At 64.5% G+C, this 4800-nt stretch carries 5 protein-coding genes and 1 pseudogene; all 6 read right to left on the bottom strand.

Annotated elements, in window-relative coordinates; translation table 11 throughout:
* A partial coding sequence (locus OQK_RS31470) for a bifunctional adenosylcobinamide kinase/adenosylcobinamide-phosphate guanylyltransferase (RefSeq protein ID WP_038861372.1) occupies positions 1-166 on the bottom strand: 166 nt, incomplete at its 3' end.
* Positions 167-286: 120 nt separating this feature from the next.
* A complete protein-coding gene (locus OQK_RS18625; RefSeq protein ID WP_016773709.1) occupies positions 287-1738 on the bottom strand; it encodes a cobyric acid synthase in 1452 nt (483 codons plus the stop codon).
* A complete protein-coding gene (cobD, locus tag OQK_RS18620; RefSeq protein WP_016773708.1) occupies positions 1735-2727 on the bottom strand; it encodes a threonine-phosphate decarboxylase CobD in 993 nt (330 codons plus the stop codon). Before cobD ends, OQK_RS18625 begins: the two co-directional genes overlap by 4 nt.
* On the bottom strand, positions 2720-3628 hold the full coding sequence (cbiB, locus tag OQK_RS18615; protein WP_016773707.1) for an adenosylcobinamide-phosphate synthase CbiB: 909 nt from the start codon (positions 3626-3628) through the stop codon (positions 2720-2722). The genes cobD and cbiB overlap by 8 nt, the downstream gene beginning before the upstream one ends.
* Complete coding sequence (bluB, locus tag OQK_RS18610) at positions 3625-4275, bottom strand: 5,6-dimethylbenzimidazole synthase (protein ID WP_016773706.1); 651 nt, start codon at positions 4273-4275, stop codon at positions 3625-3627. The genes cbiB and bluB overlap by 4 nt, the downstream gene beginning before the upstream one ends.
* Positions 4272-4800: pseudogene (locus tag OQK_RS18605) on the bottom strand (cobyrinate a,c-diamide synthase); the annotation flags it as partial. The gene bluB and the pseudogene OQK_RS18605, both read right to left, overlap by 4 nt.

Genomic DNA, 4800 nt, shown 5'->3' with positions numbered 1-4800 from the left:
ATTCGACCGGGCGACGTGCGCGATGATGGGCGACGCGTTGATTCATTTCGCCGTCGAGCGGTTGGCTGGTGGCGATGTAGGTGACCGCCAGATGGCTGTCGCTGGCGAGTTTTTCCGCCAGACGACTTTTGCCGGAGCGGGCGCCGCCGAGGATCAGTTGGAGCATGGGTTCATCCAAAAATGTGTGGTAAGGCAACCGGCCTCTTCGCGAGCAGGCTCGCTCCCACCGTTGATCGCAGTTCCCTGTGGGAGCGAGCCTGCTCGCGAAGAGGCCAGCCAGGACAACTCAAATCCCGCAGAGCTGACGCAACAGCCCGGTATCCAGATGCTTCTCCACCAGATCCGCCAACCGCTCGATATCACGCTCGCGCAAGCTGTGGTAATCGACTTCCTGCACATCACTCAACCCGGCCCAGCGCAACAACGCCGCGCTCGCCTCGGGGGATTCGAACAAGCCATGCAGATAGGTGCCGAACACCTGGCCATCGGCACTTTGCGCACCATCGCAACGACCGTCGTCCAGATGCACCGCCGGCGTTTCCAGCCCCGGCCCGCTGGTTACGCCAGCATGAATTTCGTAACCGCTGACTGCGGCGTTTTCCAGCGCCAGCCGCCCGCGCACGTTGCGCAGTTGCTTGTCGGCTTCGAGCTGCGTTTCGAACGCCAGCAGACCCAGCCCCGCGCTGGAGCCGGCAGCGCCTTCCAGTCCGAGGGGGTCGTGCACCTGCTCGCCGAGCATCTGCAGACCGCCGCAAATCCCCAGCACCTTGCCGCCGTAGCGCAGATGCCGATTGATCGCCGCGTCCCAGCCGTTGGCGCGCAGATAAGTCAGATCACTGCGCACGCTTTTCGAGCCCGGCAGGATGATCAGGTCGGCGGCGGGAATCGCCTGCCCCGGGCCGACAAATTGCAGATCCACCTGCGGATGCAGACGCAGCGGGTCGAAGTCGGTGTGATTGCTGATGCGCGGCAGCACCGGCACCACCACTTTCAACACCTGCTCGGCCTTGTCGGTCTGGCGTTGGTCGATGCCGTCCTCGGCTTCAAGGTGCAGGTCCATCACGTAGGGCAACACGCCGACCACCGGTTTGCCGGTGCGCTGTTCCAGCCAGTCGAGGCCCGGTTGCAACAAGGCGATATCGCCGCGAAAGCGGTTGATGATGAAGCCTTTGACCCGCGCCTGTTCACTCGGCGAAAGCAATTCCAGCGTGCCGACCAAATGCGCAAACACGCCGCCGCGATTGATGTCGGCGATCAGCAAAACCGGGCAGTCCACCGCTTCGGCAAAGCCCATGTTGGCAATGTCGCCGGCGCGCAGATTGATCTCCGCCGGCGAACCGGCGCCCTCGACCATTACCAGCGGATAGGCAGCGCTGAGTCGCTCGTGCGAGGCGAGCACCGCTCGCATCGCGATGGCCTTGTAATCGTGATAGGCGACGGCGTTCATCGTCGTCACCGCGCGGCCATGAATGATCACTTGCGCGCCGGTGTCGCTGTTGGGCTTGAGCAATACCGGGTTCATGTCGGTGTGGGGTTCGAGAAAGGCCGCTTGCGCCTGCACTGCCTGCGCGCGGCCGATCTCGCCGCCGTCAGCGGTGACTGCGCTGTTGAGCGCCATGTTCTGCGGTTTGAACGGCACCACCGCCACGCCCTGGCGGGTGGCCCAGCGGCACAACGCCGTCACCAGAGTGCTTTTGCCAGCATCGGACGTGGTGCCTTGCACCATCAGAGTGGTCATGGATTGTCCTTGGTGAAAGCTTGCAAAGCCTGTTCGAGGCGCAACTCTTTCGCGGCATCGGCCGGCAGGCCGAAACGCACACTGCTGTTGTGGCTGAACAGGCGCAGGAGGATGCCGCGCCGGGCGAGGAATTCGTGCAGCGCTTCGGCGTGCTCGGTGATCAGCCACTGAAACAGCGCGCAGCCGCCCTGCGGTGCAAAACCGCAACGTGTCAGCAACGCCGCCAGCCGTTCGCTCGCTTCATCGCTGCGAATCCGCTGACGGGTATGGCCCTCGGTGTCTTGCAGGCACGCCGTACCGAGCACCCGCGTCGGCCCGCTCACCGCCCACGGCCCGACCTGTTCGGCGAGCAGTTTGAGCAACTTGCGCTCGGCCAGAACGAAACCGAGGCGCACCCCGGCCAGACCGAAAAACTTGCCGAACGAACGCAACACCACCAGCCCGACCTGATGCGCATAGGGCGCCAGGCTCAGTTGCGGCGTGTTGTCCATGAACGCTTCATCGACCACCAGCCAGCCGCCGCGTTGCGCCAGCCGCGCATGCCAGTCGAGCAGGCGCGCCGGGGTCAGGCTGAGGCCGGTCGGGTTGTTCGGATTGACCACCACCAGCACATCAAGACTGTCGAGAAAGAATTCGACTTCCTGCTCGAGCACTTCACGGACAATGTAACCGCTGCGCCGCCACGCTTCGGCATGCTCGGCATAGCACGGCGACAACACGCCGACCTTGCCGGCCCGGCGCAGACGCGGCAGCAACTGGATAGCCATTTGCGAGCCGGCCACCGGTAGCACCTGCGCGGCGCCGTAATAATCGCAGGCGGCCTGTTCCAGACCGTCATCGGTTTCCGGCAAGCGCGCCCAGGCGCGTAGCGGGATTTCCGGGATCGGGAACGGCCATGGCGCGAGGCCGCTGGACAGGTCGAGCCAGTCGGCTTCGGCAATCCCGTAATCGAGTGCAGCCTTGCGCAACCGGCCACCGTGCTCAAGCATAAAATTCCGCCCCCAGGCAAAGCATCAGCAGCCACAACCATACGCCGCGCTGGACCAATTGCCAGCCACGGTCGATGGAATCGGCATCGGCCGGCGCACCTTCGCCCAGTTGCGGGCGCTCATGCAGTTCGCCGTGATAGATCGCCGGGCCACCCAACTCGACGCCCAGCGCACCGGCACCGGCCGCCATCACCGGGCCGGCGTTGGGGCTGTCCCACTGCGGCGCCTGGGTGCGCCAGCATTTGAGCGCGAGGCGGGTTTTGCCCAGTAGCGCGTAGGTCAATGCCACCAGACGCGCAGGAATGTAGTTCAACACGTCGTCGATTTTCGCCGCCGCCCAACCGAAACGCTCGAAGCGTTCGTTGCGATAACCCCACATCGCATCGAGGGTATTGCTCAAGCGATACAGGACCACGCCCGGCGCGCCGGCGACGACAAACCAGAACAGCGCAGCGAACACCGCATCGCTGCCGTTCTCCAGCACCGACTCAGTCGCGGCGCGGGCAACCGCAGTGCCGTCGAGTTCATCGGTCTGGCGGCTGACCAGATAACCGACACGCTTGCGCGCCTCGTCCAGATCATCGGCGCGCAACGCCGCCGCAACCGGCGCAACATGTTCGCCGAGGCTGCGCATGCCGAGGGCGCAATACAACGCGAGAATCTCGACAATCCAGCCGACATAAGGCGCCCAGGAAAATGCCGTGGCGAGCAAGGTCAGCGGCAGTACCGCGATAACCCACGCGGTCACGCCATGGCTGCGCCAGCCACGACCGCCGGCGTTGAAGCGTTGCTCGATGCGCCCGGCAAAATTGCCGAACGCCACCAGCGGATGCCAGCGTTTCGGTTCACCGAGCAGCGCATCCAGCGCTACCGCGGCGACACTCAGCAACGCCACACTCATTGACTCACTCCCCAATAATTTTCGTACAGCAACTCGTTGAGCGGCCGCGCCTGCGCCCAGCCTTCAAGTACCAGCATCGGCGCCGGATAGAATTCCCTGACCGGGCCCAGACACAACACCGCCAGCGGCTTGGCACCGGCCGGCAACTTGAGCAAATCCGCCAAGGCTTGCGGTTCGAACAGCGAGACCCAGCCCATGCCCAGGCCCTCGGCACGGGAGGCCAGCCACAGATTCTGGATCGCGCAGGACAACGAGGCCATGTCCATTTCCGGCAACGTGCGCCGACCGAAGATGTGCTTTTCGCGATCATCCATCAGCGCCGCGACCAGCACTTCTGCGCAATCGTTGATGCCTTCGACCTTGAGCTGCATGAACTCATCGCTGCGCTCGCCGAGGGCCTCGGCGGTGCGGATGCGCTCTTCTTCCACCAGATCGCGGATCTGCCCGCGCAGAGCGCGATCGCTGATGCGGATGAAGCGCCACGGCTGCATCAGGCCGACGCTCGGCGCTTGATGAGCAGCCTCGAGCAGACGGCGCAGCTGCTGCGGTTCGACGCTGCCGCCGGTGAAGTGGCGCATGTCGCGGCGTTCGGCGATGGCCTTGTAGACCGCCGCGCGTTCGGCTTCGGAGAATGCGTTGTCGGTCATGGCCCCATCGCTGGCAAGCCAGCTCCCACAGTGGGCGGTGCAATACCTGACGAAACGCAATCCCCTGTGGGAGCTGGCTTGCCAGCGATGGCGGTCTCAAGGCCGGGCGCAAACAGCGCAGCGACAGCCACAGGATTCGACGGGAAATAAAAGTGCACATAGGAAGCCGTCATCCGCCCCTCGCGATAAACCGCCTCAGCGCCGCGCCCGCCATTGGGACTCAGCCCACGGGCAATCGGCGTCAGCTCGGTGGTGGTCAGCGAATGGTGATAGGTATGCCCCCGCAAGGAACCTTCCGGCAGCTCAACCGCCTGCAACGCCAACGCCGCGAGACGCTTCTGCATCACCGCCTCGCCCTTGAGCAAACCGACCAGCTCAGCACGGGTGCCTTCCACGTCGGTCAGCGAATCAAGCAGGTAAAGCATGCCGCCACACTCGGCGAGCAACGGCTTGCCCGCCGCGTGGTGCGCGCGGATTGCTGCAAGCATCGAGGTGTTCTGCGCCAGCGCGACGTGGTGCAGTTCC

This window comes from Pseudomonas sp. R62 (assembly GCF_000257605.1).
GTDB classification, from domain to species: Bacteria; Pseudomonadota; Gammaproteobacteria; order Pseudomonadales; family Pseudomonadaceae; genus Aquipseudomonas; species Aquipseudomonas atacamensis.
Note: the sequence above shows the minus strand (reverse complement) of the source record. Positions and strands in the feature narration are given on the sequence as shown.

What these genes read in the sequence shown, in the direction of transcription:
- OQK_RS18625 (WP_016773709.1), bottom strand. Translation starts at nt 1,738, where the DNA reads ATGACCACTCTGATGGTGCAAGGCACCACGTCCGATGCTGGCAAAAGC.
- cobD (WP_016773708.1), bottom strand. Translation starts at nt 2,727, where the DNA reads ATGCTTGAGCACGGTGGCCGGTTGCGCAAGGCTGCACTCGATTACGGG.
- bluB (WP_016773706.1), bottom strand. Translation starts at nt 4,275, where the DNA reads ATGACCGACAACGCATTCTCCGAAGCCGAACGCGCGGCGGTCTACAAG.
- cbiB (WP_016773707.1), bottom strand. Translation starts at nt 3,628, where the DNA reads ATGAGTGTGGCGTTGCTGAGTGTCGCCGCGGTAGCGCTGGATGCGCTG.